The organism is Brevibacillus sp. SAFN-007a (genome assembly GCF_051967035.1).
In the GTDB taxonomy this organism is placed as follows: Bacteria; Bacillota; Bacilli; order Brevibacillales; family Brevibacillaceae; genus Brevibacillus.
In genome coordinates, this window is the sequence record NZ_JBQCKK010000014.1 from 1 (window position 1) to 13,712 (window position 13,712).

A 13,712-nucleotide genomic window follows, 5' to 3' on the forward strand; every position below is an offset into this window, starting at 1 on the left:
CTAGGGAATTCAGGGCTACAGCCGCCTAATAATACAGCCTCAATTAATATCTGTCTACTTGACAGGGGTCAGACCAATCCTACGCGGTCTCTTCTTTCTTATACACTTCTAACCTCAACATAAACGCCAGCTTGTAAAAAGCAGTTGACTTTTCCCGATAATATTGGCGCTCGCTTAGACCAAGCTCAGGCCAGATCCCATAGTCGGTTGCTGTCTCATCTTCAAGGTAACGCTTGGTGATGATCGCCCGCTGCTTTTTGCTGAGCCGACTGACGGCGCGTTCCACTCTCTCTGTCAGGATCCGCAGCCGCTCCTCGGTATCGACGTTCCAGGTGGCGCACTCCTCGGCCGGCGCGCCGGTCTTGTTTGTCAGGCCGTGAAACCTTGGCTCATACGATGGTGTGTTGCTCATTTCCCGTCTGACGAATCCGATCTGGTTGTATATTCTTGCTGTCTCTAGGGCTTCCTCAACCCTTCTTTGTGTCTCTTTACGGTCGATTTTCGGCAGGAATGACATTTGTGTGCTCATCTTCGCTCCCCCTTTTCAGGTTGCCCATGGTATAATTCTTTTGGCGTAGAAAACGTTTGGGCTTCCTTCCGGGAGCTCTTTTTTTATTGGTTCAATGTTGTCTCAATTCGCTGCACGTTGTGCCTAAAATCCTTGCAATTCGTACAGTTAACGGGAGTGTCAGCTTCTTGATACCTTTTCCACTTCTGTCCGCCATATCATCCCGGCTAATTCCTTGCGCTTCCCGTAGCGACCGAATAATCATACTCTCGCCCTTCAATTAGAGCGCATGCCGGAGCTTCCAAAACCGCCTGTGCCGCGCTCTGTTATGTCCAGCTCGTCCACCACTTCAAACTGTGCGATGGGGGCGGTAGCCAAGATGATGACGTCCTCTACCGCCACGAGATCGAAGCCTGCTGCGCCTGCGGTTGCATATCGAGGAATCACCGCGTCAGGATGAAGTTTCTTAATTTTCACGGGAATCATTGCTTTCGCTCCTCTTCACACGAAATATTGTGTTAAGACGTACACTTCTTTTGCGTGAGATTCACCACGTAGGTACATATCAACGTTAAAATACGAGTTTGTTCTCTTGTCCAGGATTAACTCATTTCCGTTGTGCATCCCCCAGATGTGATTGCTTGTAATCGGACGACCCTTCCGGTGCTCCATCGAGCTTGGTTTCCATTCAACGACAACAATGTCGCCCTTTTTCAGCTGATCGAACTGTTCTTTACTCTCCAATTTGTTGATCTGCATACCGTTCGCCCTCCTGATCTCCCTATACAAAGAGTTAACTTTCTAGCTGGCAATCATCTTTTTACTAGAGTCGAAGCTTTTCCCGTCCGTAAACCCGCGTTCATAAGCTCCGTGATCACCGCCAAATGATGCGCCAATAGGTTTGGCTTTTTTCATTTTCATGCTTTCTCGTTCTTGTACAACGAGTGCATCCTTAACTAAAACAAGACCCCAATTATTTTTCTCAACCTGTTCTTTAAATTTTTGATCCAGCCCATGCAGATAACCTCTCAAGTAGTCGTTTACCAGGTAGGTGATTTCCGCTTTCCAGTAACCACTTTCTTTTAGTTCTTGCCGATATTTTGATAAATGGTACTTGATCGCTTCACATGCGAATTTGAAAATTTCAATTGCCAAAGACACGTCTGAGTCGAGGCCAACAAACCTAATTTGGGAGGCGCCGCTCTTCTTGTTAACGTAACTAAAGCATCGAAAGTTCTCTGCAATGGTTGCGGACAAACTCTTTTTCCACCAGATGGTTTTGCCGTATTCGGTTGCATGTTCATGAATCACGTTCTTATCCTGCTTTTCCTCGTGTTCTTCAACGTCTTGTATAGATAATCCATGCTCTGCCAACACACGTTGCGCCATTAACATAGCTGCTTGTGCTTCTTGTTCTGATGGATTGTTACTCGCGAGTGCCAACGCTTTTCGAACTTTCCGCAAAATATTCTCATTCATCAAGACAACCCTCTCCTCGCCGTTTTTTCGCAATTGTGCTTGTCTCAAAACTTCCGATATGCTTCTGCAGCTTCCGCCTCCGTTTTCATATCCATCATGTAGAGCATAGATCCCTCGATCTCTCTGATCTGCTCCTCGCTATACCCCTTCCGCTGCATGGCCAGAATCATGTACCCGATCGCTGCTTGATTGGTCATCAGTCACACCCCTGTTCTTTTGTCCCCACCCTTTGTGCCATAATGACCACAAGGGAGTTGATTTCATGGAAAAATCGTTCTACTACTCGGTGCCTTGGTCCGAAGCCAGCTACCTGAAAGAAGCGCTGCAGGCGATGGAGATACCGTTTGCCATTGAGCAGCCGTCCGATAGATTACAGCTCGCTCCTGGCGAAGTAGCCTTTGTCTTTCCTGATCTACACGTCCGTGTCTACAATCATGTTCGTGAGCTATTCGGAGGTCACGGCCTCCGCTACTGAGTGCACGTTTTCTCCCAGCCAATCTTCTTTCACGCACTGCTTTTGCCATGCAATTTGTTCCGCATGCGATAGTTGCTTGATTGAAGTCGTCAATTTAACCACCCTTTCGCATCATGATAAAATGACCGTCCATGATGTCCTCTAAGGTAAAGCGATCGCTGTAGCCATAGGACAGCCAGTAGGCCCGAAGTGCCTCCTGCTGCTCCTTTGGATCATCCATTTTCAGTAGCCTTTCTGGCACTGGAATCCTCACCGGTACATCGCCCATAATCTTACCCGGCTGCTGCTCTCTTTTCATCAGCCTCACCTCTGAATCGGTTATCCAGGGAAACGAATTTGTTGAACTCTTTCAAGAATGCGAGTTCCACCGTCCCAGTAGGGCCGTTGCGCTGCTTGCTGATAATGACCTCAACAACGTTTTTGTTTTCCGATTCTTTGTCGTAATAATCGTCCCGGTAAAGGAAAGCGACAATGTCAGCGTCTTGTTCGATTGATCCAGACTCTCTCAGATCTGACAGCATGGGGCGCTTGTCCTGGCGTTGCTCGACCGATCTGCTGAGCTGTGAAAGGGCAACCACTGGCACATCCAACTCTTTTGCAAGGGCCTTCAGCGCCCTTGAGATTTCCGAAACCTGTTCTTGCCGATTAGCCTTTAACGAACTTCCGATCAACTGCAGGTAGTCAATGATGACAAGATCAAGACGCCCGCATCTTTTTTTCAATTTTCTGCACTTGCGACGTATGTCGGTAACGGATTGCCCCGCGGTGTCATCGATATAGATTGGTGCTCTGCTCATTTTGCCCGTCGCCATGGTAAGCTTCATCCAATCATCTTCATCGAGCATGCCCGTCTTTAATCGCGATGCGTCTAGGTTACCCTCAGCTGAGAGCATACGTTGAACCAATTGGGACGTAGACATTTCCAACGAGAAGATCGCTACTGTTGCATCAGCTCTCAATCCTGCGTTCTGAGCGACGTTTAGGGCAAATGCTGTTTTACCGACTGATGGCCGTGCTGCCAGTATGATCAAGTCGCTACGCTGAAAGCCTCGGGTCATTCGGTCAAGATCGGAATAGCCGCTGGGGATCCCGGTTACTTCTGTTTTTAACTGGCTCAGCCGTTCAATGGTGTCGTACACATCCATCAACGCGTCTCGCATTGGGGTGAAGTAACTTCCTCCCAGGCGATCTTGTCCAATATCCGCCAGCAACTTTTCTGCTTTATCAACCAACTCAGTCACAGAAATTGATGAATAACCCTCTTCTACAACGGCAGTTGCCCTTTGGATGACCTGCCGCTGGATCGCCTTTTCCTTGACGATTTGGGCGTAATATTCCACGTTTGCGGCAGTCGGGACAGCTTTCGCGAGGTCTGTCATGTATGTAACGCCGCCCGCCTCGGTGAGTAGTTTCTGATCTTGCAGCTTTGCCGTTACTGTAACGAGATCAAATGGTTCGCCGTTGTCGTAAAGCTCGGTCATCGCTGTATAAATACGCTCATGGGCTTTTTTATAAAAATCATCGGGTTGCAATATCTCACGTACAGTTTCCATCGCCTCTTTGGCAAGAAAGATGGAGCCGAGTACAGATTGTTCAGCCTCATTGTTATGTGGAGGGATCAGATCAAGCACCCTGCCCACCCCCTAAGTTTCGCAGCCGATAATCTGGTCCTGGCATTCTCAGCACTTTGGTCCCGTTCATCATGCGGCTGACGTTTCGTGACCCTAGATGTTTTGTTAGCTCATCCGAGTTGTAGTTTGTTGTAAAGATCGTGCTTTTGCCCTGGCGGCTATCAATAATTTCGAACAGTTTCTTAACAGCCCAGCTTTCAGCATCGTGGTTCCCCCGATATTCGGCACCGATATCATCCAGAACCAGCAAATCAACCGTCTCCAACAATTCCAGCCATTGCGCTTCCGTTACCTCCGGATCCCGGTTGTATGTCGCTCTGATTTTGCTTAAAAGTTTCGGGACGTTGATAAACAGGCAGGAGTGGCCTTTTTTTATGAGTGCCTTGGTCACAGCTGCTCCCAGATGACTTTTGCCAACCCCGCAAGGTCCAGTGAGGAGAATGTTTTCTCCACTCCCCGGAACAAAGGTTTCAGCGAAGTGGCTCATCTTCTCTTTCGCTCGTCCCAAGTCCAACGTAGTCGGATAGTAATTTTCAAATGCTGCGCCTCTCAGATTCGGAGTTAGCAAGCTGTTTTGATCAAACAGTCGAAAAGGTTTCTGGCGTTTCAACTGCTCATTCTCCGCCATAACGCGCTCCACCATTTCTCGTTCCTCGCACTTTAGGCAAACCACCTTCCCTGTTGATTTGCGCTTGGTTGCCAGGGATCCGCATAAATCGCACATTACCTCTTCGAAATCATCAAAAGAGATTGCTGTACTGACCCGTCTGTTCGAAATCAGGCTTCCCATCGCTTCGAGCATGCGCCTTGCCTCCTTCCTTGTCGCCTGCAAGTCTTTCGTGCTTGCGATTCACCAAGCGGATAAACTTTTGCCGCGCCTCATGTTCCGAAGTCCGCCGGATGATGCCCAGTGTGTATTTCTCATCCTTGTCGTCATGATCCATGTGATGGACTGTGAGCGCGTAAAGGATGATGGCGGAGTTGGCTTCGCTCGTCCGCTTCTCGCTGCTGGCCGCAGCTTGCAGCTTGTCCCACGTCTTACGCGCAACATTCGCTGATAGGGTGCCTGTCCTCCTCACCAAACGAATGGTGTTGAAGTATTCAACGAACAGCTTTTTGGGCAATCCAGTCCCCATCGGGTTGATGAGCATTTGCGAATCAACAAAGATCTCGACGTCCTTTTTTGAGCGCAACTGCTCGGGAAAATGTTTTACAAGTTCTTTGTGTTCTACATTGCTGTTATTACTTGCTGTTCTAGTATGGGGATCGCATTGGGGATTCTGTTGGGGGTTCATTGGGGAATCACCACAATTCATATCGCCTTCACCCCTTGGTCTATCAACGTTTTTGTCCCCTTCTTCATTGGGGATTGATTGGGTACTGTATTGGGGAACTGATTGGGGAAAATTCGAGACAGGTTCCCGCTTGTAAGTATGCAAGTTCTGCATGCTCTCATAGTTGAGAATCGTAATTTTCAGCCCTTGCTTTCGGCATTGCCCGTTCTGCTCGACCAGAATAAGCCCATCCTTTACAAGGGTTGCTAATGAGTACCTAACCTGGTCCCTTGTCCATCCTGTCGCCTCTGCGATCCCTGACGCTGAGGTAATCAGCTGCCCTCTCAGGCATTGTGCCGAATCCTTGAAGTTGGCCTGCTCAACTAGATCGAAGAATAGCAGCTTGTCCCTTTTGCTTCGGAAAGTCAGACGTGGAAGGACAAAGAACCCCGTCGAACCGTATGTAGTTGCATCCATTCCCCGCTCTCCTCTACCAGTGGACTTGTTTTTGTAGGAATTTCCATCCTTCTGTCGAAGTGGTTCGATGTCCAGACTTACCAAATCATGACAGGAAGGAGGAGAAGTCATTGGTGTTTACTTTTAAAAGCCCTGTTGGCTTAATGAAAATTTACCCCGATCCCCATACCCGAATGTTCGCTTTAGCAATTGGCGATACCGTGTATGGTCATTATCCTAGTGCCATTGCTGCCGCAGATGATGTCTATACTCATAGCACCGGGTGCTTTGAGTGGGATGAGCTTGCTGGGAAAGTTGATGCCCCCACTGACATTTACGAGTGGAACCGGGTTTAACTACGTTCTTCTATCGTTGGCCACATCTTCTCTCGGGCATCCCGAAAGATTAATGTAGCTTCACGAAAAGTCAATCGATGACGCTTCATCAGGTCAATGAACTCTTTTGTTACTTGGCCAATCGGCGTCGTCCCCGCGACACCAACTCTGTTACTCGCCAGCTCATCCTGCACGATTTCCCGGATGCGTTGTTCATCCATCGCACTCACCTCCTTTCTTGTAGGATTTTCCATCTTCCTGTCGAATACTGAAGTCGTCAAAACTCCCAGTTACAGGAAGGAGGTGAAACCATGTACTCAGTTGAGCAACTGCAGGCATTGGATTACTTGCTGAAAAGAATTACCAGAGAAGACTCCTTTGCCATGTACAATAAAAACTTAAAGCTGGTTATTGAATTTAATAATTTGCTTTGGTACGGAGATTTCATCGAAATTGACGGAAGAGGAGCCAGCCAATTATTCATCGATGATGCTGGAAGGATCGTCAGAGATACTTTTTATCCAACTGGCAACAACGCAGCTTCTCCTTTTAAACAAATATGGGATTCCTTCGTTGCTTTAGCAGTAAAAGCAGATGACCAATGGTGGGGGAATCCTTTCAATCGAATTACTGATTTACCCCTACTGTTCGAAACTCTTATTCAAATTCTGGAAAGAGCAGATATATCAGTCGGATGCAGCGCATTTCGCCCCTATTTACTGAACGCTCAAGCCGTAGACGGCACACTCCGATTGCCGTTTATAAATCTGGGAGAAGAGAAAATAAAACTCGTTTCCATCATCGAGTTACATGACTGAATCCCTCATAGTAACGGTTGATAGCCCGCCATACTGCTTCTTCCTTTTCTGCTTCCGTGGCATAATGACCATCAAGGATTTCAGAGATTCGCTTTCTCAGGTGAGAGAGCGGATCTCTCTGGATTTTTCGTTCTGGTAGTACGAAGAATGCCCTATCTACCCAATCACGGAATACATCCAGGCTCATTGCTTCAAGCTCATTGGATGTTGGCAAGAATTTATCCAGCCCCTTTTCCATCCTACTCACCTCCTCCCTTTGTCACGAGGCCGCTGACAGCCCTGCCCACTCTGCCAGCACCACCGCCCTAGAAACGGCCCGTATTGACCTCGTTATGTATGGATGGTATCGACCACCCGTGGAAGGCCCAGAACGCTCTCTGGAGCTTCCACGCGGGGCCGAGGCCACGCGTTACTGCTTGTCCACCGCCGAAATTATGTGGTATGATGTTTTTAACCAATAAGTCGCCTCTCGTTCCCGCGAGAGGTTTTTTCTTTTGTCAGGAACTTGCGGATCTCCCAGCCCTTGCACAGCGTTCCCCGGTACCTTCCGTCTTTCATCAGCCTATATGGTTGTCTCACGCGATCCCCTCCTGAAACCGTCTCGCTATCCACTCCGATTCACGCTGTTGCTTTGCTTCCCTAACCAGTTGTGCCGCTTCCTGCATCTGAACCGCGTCAAAGGTCATTCCAAGAGTCTGCCGACGATTTGCTGTCGCTTCTAGTGCTTCTGCGATCAGATGCAATTGCTCCTCGTCGAAGCCGTCAAATAAACGGTCCAACTGCTTGGTATTAATTGCTGCTTGCAAGGTTACTGTGAGTTTTTTGTGGTACATGCTGTCGCCAAGTCCTTTGTAACGCCTTGCTTCTTCTGCAAGAGCCTGTACGATGAAACCATACTGTTTACCTGTCATGAGCTTATCCCCCTATCGAACCGCTACAGCCGGTTCAAGTTGATCGATTCGCGGCATAGCAACCTGCTCGGTTAACGCTTCAATGTTCCACATCCGCCCGATCTCGCGCATTTCAGCTCTGTCCTCACGATCTGCTGCGTAGAGATACGACTTAATGGCTGGGATCACATCGGCAACTTCTTTGATGTGGCGCTTCGCTTCGGTTGTCAGCTGGTAGGTGCCTCGCATGGCGGCTCGATTCGCAACTGGCTCCTTATCGATCAGCTCTTCAACTGCTGCCAGGGCTTGCTTGAGCTGTCTGCGCAAGTTATGTAGTGTTTCCGAGACGTTTTGGTTCAGAGCTGGATCAACCGGCACCAACCCCAGCGGATCGAGGCCATATGCGTGAGACAAGAGGTCGCATCCCTCGTACCACTCAAGTGCTATGCACCACTCTGCGGCAAGAGCAATGTCGGGTTCAATCTCCCCGCATTCCACCTTCGATACCTTCTTGGGATCAATCCGAAGATGGGTAGCCACTTGAATTTGCGTTCGCATGTTCGGATTAGGGTTATTCACCCGGTAATGTCGCAGATATTCTCCAAAATTACCCATGGAAAACGCTCTGTTCGCCATATGTTCGTTCTCCTTTCAGTTGTCAATGGACTGTATGATGGGGGTGTGCTCATCTTTCGCCCTTCCTTGATTGGCTCGGGGCGTTTTTTTATCCATCCGGGCTTGATCCAGTAACAGGTTGAAGATCACATTCTCCTGCAGCAACACGCTGCGTTGCAGCTGCTCGGCTGGGCCGCGTAAATCTTTGGAGGCCATACGGACCTCATAGCAGTATGTGATCAGTGCCGCCTTGAGCTCATCAGCTGCGCGGACGACACGAGGATATTGCATAATGGACATTCGGTTTTCACCATCTTTCTTGAGGCTTGTCCTACGACACCGGGCAGGCCCGGTGCGATCATTCGTTTGCCGCTTTCTTTCTTGGTTCTGGGTTCGTTTCCGTTTTGGAGAAATACGGGGCGAATGCAGCGGTGAAAGCTTCGAGGCGATCCCGCTCCCCATAAGTGACCTTGCCGATTTTCAGCTGTGTTTTTTTCCGTCTCGCCATGTCACCACCCCCCTGTAACTTACTTATGCAGGGTGGGTAGGAGGACGACCCAAGCGATTTCATGCTGATTCACCTCCACAATTCACGCTGATTGTGTTGAAACATCACAATTCTTTTCAAAAAAATTTGTCCATGGAAAATCTAAAACGCTAGCAATTTTTTTTGCTACTTTAACACTAGGCGTAGTTCCTTTTTCAATTTTAGTGTACCAACTGCGATCAATACCTGCTAACTCAGCTACCTGCTCTTGTGTCATGTTTTTCTCGGATCTAATGTTAACCAGCCAGTGATTCGGATTCATTGAACCACCTCCTTAGCGATCTTTTAACACAATAATACTGTGCAAAAAAATCACAGTCAAGTTATTTGTGATTTTTTTGCTCAAATATTCCATTGTGATTTTCCGTCACTTATAATAAATAAAAAAAACAAATTAAAGGAGGGGGACAGAGTTGACATTCGGGGAAAGATTAAAGCTACTCCGCACCCGCAAACAACTATCACAGCAAGCTTTGTCTGATCGTCTCGGCCTGAATAGATCCACCTATGCCAGATACGAAACGGATGATAATCAGCCTGACTATGATACCCTCCAAACTCTTGCAGATTTTTTCGAGGTGACAGTTGATTATCTTTTAGGTAGAGAAGCTATTCATGGTACTGCTGTATTTGGTGAGAAGCAACAAAACAATATTTCTGATGATCTATCGTCGATTAAGCCTCTCACCAAGGATAAAATGCTCCAAGAGCTAACTAATGACGATCCTGACGATATCTATTTTCTAGACGGCTATTTAGAAGCATCAGAAGAAGAAAAAAAGGAAATTAGAAGACATTGGCTAGAGATTAAAAGACAGATGCGCGAGAACAAAATAAAGCAAGCTTCTCCTATATCTCTCCGTGATTTCAATGAGAAAATTAAAAAGCCCGATTAACAGAGTGGGCTTTTTATTATAGCACAAAAACGAACATATGTTCTAATTTTCGTATGTTGGTTTGGTGAGGAGGAACCCACACATGTACACAAAAGAACTTTGTACCTCACAAACCTGGCTTGAAGAAATGGTGTATAACCTGCTTCGCTACCATGGATTTGAACAGCCAGAAGACATTGATGTACTTGAAATATGCCGAACATTCAATATTGAGGTTTGGTTCAGCGAAGGGCGAAGCCGATCCTTTCCTCACCCGCTAAAGGCCGGTTGGTTCGTCATCCAAGTTGACTCCACCCTTTGTGAAGAGGAGCAGAGAGAAAAAATCGCTCACGAACTTGGCCATCTTATCTTGCATTGTGGCGCACAACCTGGTCTTCCCGAGCTTATGATTTGCATGCAGGAGTCTCAAACGAATCACTTCACCGAACATCTGTTGGTGCCGTTTTACATGTTTGACCGACTCTTTTACCGGGTAAACCGCTATGAAGCACCCAAGTACATAGCCAGGCTGTTCCGCGTTACGGAGAAGATCGCCCGGCAGCGGTTTGAGCGATTCTTGAGCAGGGCATTTCAGCGTGGATTTGAACACTACATTTAGCATAGTTGAAAACAAGAATTGATTCTTACTTAAATGACCATTAGAATTAACAACAGAATTCATGGAATAATTAAGAAGTACAGGAGAGTTTTTGATCTTTTAGCAACTTGTGATGGGGTGATAGGTATGTCGGGGGTCCCTTTTTTAACAACGTTCATTAAAGATTTCCCATTGATTATGGTTATAGGCTTTTCCGTATTCTTGGTAACCACAGTTGGAAAGATTGTCAAAGCCTTCATCAGATATGCAAAAAAATCTGATTTCGATAAAATATTTGACACAAAAGACCAAAAGAGTTGGGAATCTGGATTTAAACAGCTTATATTTGCGCTACTTCTGATCCTTTGCGCTCATCTCATTGGAGGAGTCATAGCTTTTTCAATAAACACTAGTAATGCACAGCCAATACTTCCTAATTTTCTGGGTGGACTCATCATTTTAACATTACTCCTTAGTTTCATTCTCATAATGATTCATTGGTGCTTAAGACAGTTCGTGGCACCTTTGTATTCAACAATAGTACGACGAAATTATGAACCCGATTACGAAAAGCACAAACGGTATTTTAAATATCTACTCCTGACCAATTTCATTAGTGCATATTTATCTATTTATTTCGTTTCCATAGTGTCTATGAACCAGCTTTTTGCTGGAAGGACAGATTGGCTATCCCTCCTCGTGTCAATTTTAGCAAATACACTGATTGCTTTGTTTTATTTTCATTTCTCCGTTCATTTGTATCGAGATGTGTTTAAAATTGAATCTCCGTCCGGGAAGTTCTCGTACAAAATGATCATCCCACATATTGAAACCGTACAGAATCATCCGCTTTTTGTTTTATATTCCTTAGACTCTAATCGAATTGTTCTTGGCAATCACCCTAACGAAGATAAGTGCAATCATCTTTATGTGTATGATCGAGATAAGCACCGATATTTACTATTTATGAAGAGTGAAATTAATGAACCTTAGCCGAATTTGAATTTGAATAAAACAAAAGGAGCGCCGGAGCGCTCCTTTTATACTGCAATCTTTTTGTTTTTTTCCATATTGACCAAGATGTCTTTAGCTTCTTGGTATTTATCAAATACGACTTTTTCTTTCCCGTTCACGAATAATGTTTGCCGCGTCAATTCTTTATCCGCATTAAAGTAGTAGGTGTCTATAACTGCCAAATCATAAGCAGTTGTGGACGTTACTGTAAGCTTAACTGCGCCTCCAGCCAAGGCTTGGGTTTCATAATGGGCACCTGCAGATACGGCCTCCTGGATGATTTCGTTGATATCCGGTCCTTTGTACATTAGCAGGGCTGCAACATCTTTGATGGAATTACTCATACAATCCCCAACCTTTCAATTTTTTGTTTTAGACTTTGAATGATCTCTGGCAATGCTGCCCTCGCCATAGTAAAGTCGTATGTTTCCCATTCATCAATTCCACGCTTCAATTTTAATTTTAAGTTGGAATTGATGCTTTTCATGATATAGGCAAGATTGTCCGGAGAATTTTTCAAGAACTGATTTGTGGACGAAGCAGGCAATTGGTTGCCTCTTGGATCAATCCTGGTATCTGTTATTAACTTATCCACTTGATCAAGAATATCCTGTTGATGTACTTTATGCAATTCTTCTCTGATTAGCTCATCACGCAATTTGTTGCGTTTTTCGGTGATTGTGTTGTCTAGCTTGGCATATTGGAGTTTCTTGTAGTCCTCTATCTCTTCCTCAGTATGCCCTTGTTTTCTCAAAGCATCAGCAAATGACTCGATTTTTGCCTGTTGAGCATTTATTTCAGCGGTGATCGCTTGACCATAGTGTTTAGCAACCCCATCCGCGAGAAACTCCTTCGTGGTTCCGATGATTCTCCCTTCTGTATCAACTTCCCCAATGTCTCGGTTTTGGGGAACACGGTCAAATTCAATCTCAATTACTTTCCTGCGTTCGCCTTTTTCTTTCGCACCGGTATAAAATGCCCAAAGCTCATCGAGATCAAGCTCTTTGTGATAAATAACATGGGCTACATTATCGATTGCATCGTTAGCATCAGGTATTTTACGTAAAGCCCGACCAATAAACTGCGCATACGGCGGTAGTGTGCGGAATGGTCTGAAAATCGCTGCGATGCTGATGTTTGCGTGGTCAAATCCCTCGCCCAACATATTAACGTTCACCAGAACATCGATTTGAGCTTTTTTGTATTGAATAATGGTGTCTTCTGCTTCATCCGGTTGATCACTAGTAACGACGGCTGCAGTCAATCCATGCTGCTCATAAAGATGTTTGATCTCCCGAGCATGTTCAATGCCACAAGCAACTGCTATGATCTGGTGATGTGCTTTACCGAGTTTTCGTTTTTCATTTAATCGTTCAATACTCATCTTGACGATGGTTTCGCTGCACTTTGTCGAGTAAGCAACCGATCTTGTTACCCAGTTTTTATCCATCTGTTCAAGAGCTGTTTCCTTGTCTACTCTCTCACCGTCGATTACAAACTCAAGCCTCTCATTTGTATAATCTTCAGCAACAATATTTTTGATAAGGCCATCACTGATCGCATCCGCTAACTCGTATTGGTAAATGATTTCACCGTCCAACTCTTTTAAATCAGACCTAAAAGGAGTTGCCGTTAATTTTACGATTTTCTTGGCTGTAAAATGTTCTAACGTTTTTAGCCAAGATTCGGCGGCTGAATGATGCGCCTCATCAATGATGATCATGTCAAAAAAGTCCTTGTCCAAAATGTTAACAAGGGCTTTCTTAGATGTTGTGCTATATACTTTTTGAATGTTCGCAATAACAATGTCTGCACCTTCTAATAGCCTTAGCACCCTTCTTTTATCAGCAGGGGTTGCGAAACCAGCATAGCGGTATACAGAAGGGAGCTTTTCTTCATCGATAATTACATTCCTTTTCTGCCAGAAATTAGAAAACACCCTCGTATCGAATGCCTCAGAGATCCCCTCGCGGATAACCAAGTTTGGGGTAATTACAAGCACACGTCCGTCACTGATTTCGTACGGCGCAATAGCAATAAGGCCAGTCTTTCCGGTACCAGTTGGCAGAACAATCATTTTATGCGATTCCGGGTCCTGGATAAATTCTTCCTTTAAGCGCGTATGAGCAATGCGTTGTGGCAACCGCAACTCTTGGTTTCCTGTAATAAAGGCATCGGTTTTTTTAAAGTAACTCAT

Annotated in this window: 23 protein-coding genes; 5 read left to right on the forward strand and 18 right to left on the reverse strand. The window is 45.8% G+C overall.

What is annotated here, in order from left to right; genetic code table 11:
• Positions 1–79: 79 nt before the first annotated feature.
• The 5 genes from ACTHO6_RS14815 to ACTHO6_RS14835 form a co-directional block, all read right to left on the reverse strand.
• Complete coding sequence (locus tag ACTHO6_RS14815; RefSeq protein WP_440242552.1) at positions 80–529, reverse strand: ArpU family phage packaging/lysis transcriptional regulator; 450 nt, start codon at positions 527–529, stop codon at positions 80–82.
• Between the two features lie 255 nt (positions 530–784).
• Positions 785–994 carry a hypothetical protein gene (locus ACTHO6_RS14820; protein ID WP_327945279.1) on the reverse strand — a complete coding sequence of 70 codons (210 nt, stop codon included), beginning with the start codon at positions 992–994 and terminating at the stop codon, positions 785–787.
• A gap of 15 nt (positions 995–1,009) precedes the next feature.
• On the reverse strand, positions 1,010–1,267 hold the full coding sequence (locus ACTHO6_RS14825) for a hypothetical protein (protein ID WP_440242553.1): 258 nt from the start codon (positions 1,265–1,267) through the stop codon (positions 1,010–1,012).
• Between the two features lie 42 nt (positions 1,268–1,309).
• Entirely contained in the window at positions 1,310–1,987 is a 678-nt protein-coding gene (locus ACTHO6_RS14830) for a DUF2786 domain-containing protein (RefSeq protein WP_440242555.1), read from the reverse strand.
• Between the two features lie 44 nt (positions 1,988–2,031).
• Positions 2,032–2,184 (reverse strand): hypothetical protein, encoded by a 153-nt coding sequence (locus ACTHO6_RS14835; RefSeq protein WP_327945275.1) that lies wholly within the window; start codon positions 2,182–2,184, stop codon positions 2,032–2,034.
• A gap of 65 nt (positions 2,185–2,249) precedes the next feature.
• Between ACTHO6_RS14835 and ACTHO6_RS14840 the strand changes: the two genes are divergently transcribed.
• The gene (locus ACTHO6_RS14840) at positions 2,250–2,462 is read left to right on the forward strand and encodes a hypothetical protein (RefSeq protein WP_327945273.1); all 213 of its coding nucleotides are present in this window, start codon (positions 2,250–2,252) and stop codon (positions 2,460–2,462) included.
• 94 nt (positions 2,463–2,556) lie between these two features.
• Here ACTHO6_RS14840 and ACTHO6_RS14845 read toward each other — a convergent pair whose 3' ends face one another.
• The 4 genes from ACTHO6_RS14845 to ACTHO6_RS14860 are packed head-to-tail and all read right to left on the reverse strand — an operon-like array spanning position 2,557 to position 5,844.
• On the reverse strand, positions 2,557–2,760 hold the full coding sequence (locus tag ACTHO6_RS14845; protein ID WP_440242557.1) for a hypothetical protein: 204 nt from the start codon (positions 2,758–2,760) through the stop codon (positions 2,557–2,559).
• Positions 2,735–4,093, reverse strand: coding sequence for a replicative DNA helicase (gene dnaB / locus ACTHO6_RS14850; RefSeq protein ID WP_440242559.1), 1,359 nt, complete (start codon positions 4,091–4,093; stop codon positions 2,735–2,737). The genes ACTHO6_RS14845 and dnaB overlap by 26 nt, the downstream gene beginning before the upstream one ends.
• Positions 4,086–4,895 (reverse strand): ATP-binding protein, encoded by an 810-nt coding sequence (locus ACTHO6_RS14855; RefSeq protein ID WP_440242561.1) that lies wholly within the window; start codon positions 4,893–4,895, stop codon positions 4,086–4,088. Before ACTHO6_RS14855 ends, dnaB begins: the two co-directional genes overlap by 8 nt.
• Positions 4,834–5,844, reverse strand: a complete 1,011-nt coding sequence (locus ACTHO6_RS14860; RefSeq protein ID WP_440242563.1) for a hypothetical protein — start codon at positions 5,842–5,844, stop codon at positions 4,834–4,836. The genes ACTHO6_RS14855 and ACTHO6_RS14860 overlap by 62 nt, the downstream gene beginning before the upstream one ends.
• A 113-nt stretch (positions 5,845–5,957) precedes the next feature.
• Between ACTHO6_RS14860 and ACTHO6_RS14865 the strand changes: the two genes are divergently transcribed.
• Entirely contained in the window at positions 5,958–6,179 is a 222-nt protein-coding gene (locus tag ACTHO6_RS14865; RefSeq protein WP_440242565.1) for a hypothetical protein, read from the forward strand.
• Here ACTHO6_RS14865 and ACTHO6_RS14870 read toward each other — a convergent pair.
• Positions 6,176–6,379 (reverse strand): hypothetical protein, encoded by a 204-nt coding sequence (locus tag ACTHO6_RS14870; protein ID WP_440242567.1) that lies wholly within the window; start codon positions 6,377–6,379, stop codon positions 6,176–6,178. The genes ACTHO6_RS14865 and ACTHO6_RS14870 overlap by 4 nt on opposite strands.
• Positions 6,380–6,469: 90 nt before the next feature.
• Between ACTHO6_RS14870 and ACTHO6_RS14875 the strand changes: the two genes are divergently transcribed.
• Entirely contained in the window at positions 6,470–6,976 is a 507-nt protein-coding gene (locus ACTHO6_RS14875; protein ID WP_440242569.1) for a hypothetical protein, read from the forward strand.
• Here ACTHO6_RS14875 and ACTHO6_RS14880 read toward each other — a convergent pair.
• The 6 genes from ACTHO6_RS14880 to ACTHO6_RS14905 form a co-directional block, all read right to left on the reverse strand.
• Complete coding sequence (locus tag ACTHO6_RS14880) at positions 6,957–7,214, reverse strand: hypothetical protein (protein ID WP_440242571.1); 258 nt, start codon at positions 7,212–7,214, stop codon at positions 6,957–6,959. The two genes, ACTHO6_RS14875 and ACTHO6_RS14880, sit on opposite strands and share 20 nt — an antisense overlap.
• 337 nt (positions 7,215–7,551) lie before the next feature.
• Complete coding sequence (locus tag ACTHO6_RS14885) at positions 7,552–7,887, reverse strand: hypothetical protein (protein ID WP_440242573.1); 336 nt, start codon at positions 7,885–7,887, stop codon at positions 7,552–7,554.
• A 12-nt stretch (positions 7,888–7,899) separates the two neighbouring features.
• Complete coding sequence (locus tag ACTHO6_RS14890) at positions 7,900–8,502, reverse strand: hypothetical protein (RefSeq protein ID WP_440242575.1); 603 nt, start codon at positions 8,500–8,502, stop codon at positions 7,900–7,902.
• Positions 8,503–8,517: 15 nt separating this feature from the next.
• On the reverse strand, positions 8,518–8,781 hold the full coding sequence (locus tag ACTHO6_RS14895; RefSeq protein ID WP_440242577.1) for a hypothetical protein: 264 nt from the start codon (positions 8,779–8,781) through the stop codon (positions 8,518–8,520).
• Between the two features lie 58 nt (positions 8,782–8,839).
• On the reverse strand, positions 8,840–8,989 hold the full coding sequence (locus ACTHO6_RS14900; protein WP_327944517.1) for a hypothetical protein: 150 nt from the start codon (positions 8,987–8,989) through the stop codon (positions 8,840–8,842).
• Positions 8,990–9,071: 82 nt separating this feature from the next.
• Positions 9,072–9,290 (reverse strand): helix-turn-helix transcriptional regulator, encoded by a 219-nt coding sequence (locus ACTHO6_RS14905; RefSeq protein WP_440242579.1) that lies wholly within the window; start codon positions 9,288–9,290, stop codon positions 9,072–9,074.
• A 151-nt stretch (positions 9,291–9,441) separates the two neighbouring features.
• On the opposite strand from ACTHO6_RS14905, the gene ACTHO6_RS14910 reads away from it, so the two are divergent.
• Positions 9,442–9,924 (forward strand): helix-turn-helix domain-containing protein, encoded by a 483-nt coding sequence (locus ACTHO6_RS14910; protein ID WP_440242581.1) that lies wholly within the window; start codon positions 9,442–9,444, stop codon positions 9,922–9,924.
• An 82-nt stretch (positions 9,925–10,006) separates the two neighbouring features.
• Entirely contained in the window at positions 10,007–10,522 is a 516-nt protein-coding gene (locus ACTHO6_RS14915) for an ImmA/IrrE family metallo-endopeptidase (protein ID WP_440242583.1), read from the forward strand.
• A 1,019-nt stretch (positions 10,523–11,541) separates the two neighbouring features.
• On the opposite strand, the gene ACTHO6_RS14920 is transcribed toward ACTHO6_RS14915, so the two are convergent.
• Together ACTHO6_RS14920 and ACTHO6_RS14925 are read right to left on the reverse strand one after the other, a co-directional pair.
• The gene (locus tag ACTHO6_RS14920) at positions 11,542–11,859 is read right to left on the reverse strand and encodes a hypothetical protein (RefSeq protein ID WP_440242584.1); all 318 of its coding nucleotides are present in this window, start codon (positions 11,857–11,859) and stop codon (positions 11,542–11,544) included.
• A complete protein-coding gene (locus tag ACTHO6_RS14925; protein ID WP_440242585.1) occupies positions 11,856–13,712 on the reverse strand; it encodes a DEAD/DEAH box helicase in 1,857 nt (618 codons plus the stop codon). Before ACTHO6_RS14925 ends, ACTHO6_RS14920 begins: the two co-directional genes overlap by 4 nt.

Coding starts and splice junctions, on each gene's coding strand:
- ACTHO6_RS14870 (WP_440242567.1), bottom strand. CDS start 6,379: ATGGATGAACAACGCATCCGGGAAATCGTGCAGGATGAGCTGGCGAGT.
- ACTHO6_RS14830 (WP_440242555.1), bottom strand. CDS start 1,987: ATGAATGAGAATATTTTGCGGAAAGTTCGAAAAGCGTTGGCACTCGCG.
- ACTHO6_RS14925 (WP_440242585.1), bottom strand. CDS start 13,712: ATGAGTTACTTTAAAAAAACCGATGCCTTTATTACAGGAAACCAAGAG.
- ACTHO6_RS14915 (WP_440242583.1), top strand. CDS start 10,007: ATGTACACAAAAGAACTTTGTACCTCACAAACCTGGCTTGAAGAAATG.
- ACTHO6_RS14900 (WP_327944517.1), bottom strand. CDS start 8,989: ATGGCGAGACGGAAAAAAACACAGCTGAAAATCGGCAAGGTCACTTAT.
- ACTHO6_RS14845 (WP_440242557.1), bottom strand. CDS start 2,760: ATGAAAAGAGAGCAGCAGCCGGGTAAGATTATGGGCGATGTACCGGTG.
- ACTHO6_RS14875 (WP_440242569.1), top strand. CDS start 6,470: ATGTACTCAGTTGAGCAACTGCAGGCATTGGATTACTTGCTGAAAAGA.
- ACTHO6_RS14885 (WP_440242573.1), bottom strand. CDS start 7,887: ATGACAGGTAAACAGTATGGTTTCATCGTACAGGCTCTTGCAGAAGAA.
- ACTHO6_RS14840 (WP_327945273.1), top strand. CDS start 2,250: ATGGAAAAATCGTTCTACTACTCGGTGCCTTGGTCCGAAGCCAGCTAC.
- ACTHO6_RS14890 (WP_440242575.1), bottom strand. CDS start 8,502: ATGGCGAACAGAGCGTTTTCCATGGGTAATTTTGGAGAATATCTGCGA.
- ACTHO6_RS14835 (WP_327945275.1), bottom strand. CDS start 2,184: ATGACCAATCAAGCAGCGATCGGGTACATGATTCTGGCCATGCAGCGG.
- ACTHO6_RS14880 (WP_440242571.1), bottom strand. CDS start 7,214: ATGGAAAAGGGGCTGGATAAATTCTTGCCAACATCCAATGAGCTTGAA.
- ACTHO6_RS14815 (WP_440242552.1), bottom strand. CDS start 529: ATGAGCACACAAATGTCATTCCTGCCGAAAATCGACCGTAAAGAGACA.
- ACTHO6_RS14905 (WP_440242579.1), bottom strand. CDS start 9,290: ATGAATCCGAATCACTGGCTGGTTAACATTAGATCCGAGAAAAACATG.
- ACTHO6_RS14860 (WP_440242563.1), bottom strand. CDS start 5,844: ATGGATGCAACTACATACGGTTCGACGGGGTTCTTTGTCCTTCCACGT.
- ACTHO6_RS14820 (WP_327945279.1), bottom strand. CDS start 994: ATGATTCCCGTGAAAATTAAGAAACTTCATCCTGACGCGGTGATTCCT.
- ACTHO6_RS14920 (WP_440242584.1), bottom strand. CDS start 11,859: ATGAGTAATTCCATCAAAGATGTTGCAGCCCTGCTAATGTACAAAGGA.
- ACTHO6_RS14825 (WP_440242553.1), bottom strand. CDS start 1,267: ATGCAGATCAACAAATTGGAGAGTAAAGAACAGTTCGATCAGCTGAAA.
- ACTHO6_RS14855 (WP_440242561.1), bottom strand. CDS start 4,895: ATGCTCGAAGCGATGGGAAGCCTGATTTCGAACAGACGGGTCAGTACA.
- ACTHO6_RS14895 (WP_440242577.1), bottom strand. CDS start 8,781: ATGTCCATTATGCAATATCCTCGTGTCGTCCGCGCAGCTGATGAGCTC.